Origin of the sequence: Bartonella sp. MU37NMGALS (assembly GCF_042194015.1) — a bacterium.
GTDB classification, from domain to species: domain Bacteria; phylum Pseudomonadota; class Alphaproteobacteria; order Rhizobiales; family Rhizobiaceae; genus Bartonella; species Bartonella grahamii.
In genome coordinates this window covers 1-564 of record NZ_JBHIML010000156.1, presented here as the reverse complement: position 1 = coordinate 564, position 564 = coordinate 1, and the positions used below count along the sequence as shown (strand labels likewise).

The 564-nt window shown below is 38.5% G+C and carries 1 protein-coding gene and 1 pseudogene; both read right to left on the bottom strand.

Features of this window, described 5'->3' with window-relative positions; translation table 11 throughout:
• Positions 1-287: YqaJ viral recombinase family protein (locus ACFIJP_RS09675; RefSeq protein WP_375627216.1), on the bottom strand; the 287-nt coding region annotated here is incomplete at its 3' end.
• A gap of 1 nt (position 288) precedes the next feature.
• Positions 289-564: pseudogene (locus tag ACFIJP_RS09670) on the bottom strand (recombinase); the annotation flags it as partial.

Here is a 564-nt window from a genome sequence, read left to right as displayed (position 1 = left end):
TCTATTGTGGGGTGTTGGATAAAGCCGCATTTTGTTATATCGGCATCATAAATGAAGCCATATTCTCTCAAGGCATCATCTTCATGCTCAATACCCCATCTCATATCTTCAGTTTCATAATAGGGGCTTGTTTCGCCTGTTAAGCGCTCTGTTATGAGTTTGATTTTGTAGTCTTCATATTTGCTCGTAGGCAATCCTTTTGTAGTTTTACTGAGTACGCTGTAAATGTTTGATGCGGTGACTTTACCCAAGCGCGCTTGAAACCATTCTGCTGTTCTTTGTTCCATATCACACCGCCGTTCTTTGTTCTTGTGGTACATATTCTATATCTTGGACGTGAATATATTCGGCATCTTGTATAGGCGCCTCTATTTGCTTTTGTTGTAGGAAAGCTTGTTCTTTTTCATGCTGTCTCTTTTGCAAAATATCCAAAATCCTTTGTGCTACTTCATCAGGAAGATCTTCAAGTCTGTCGACTTGTGCATACTCAAGCACTTTTTCTTCTTCTGTTTGAGTGATGTTTATTAATTGTTTGATTTGCGTAAGCACATCATAAGAAACTAA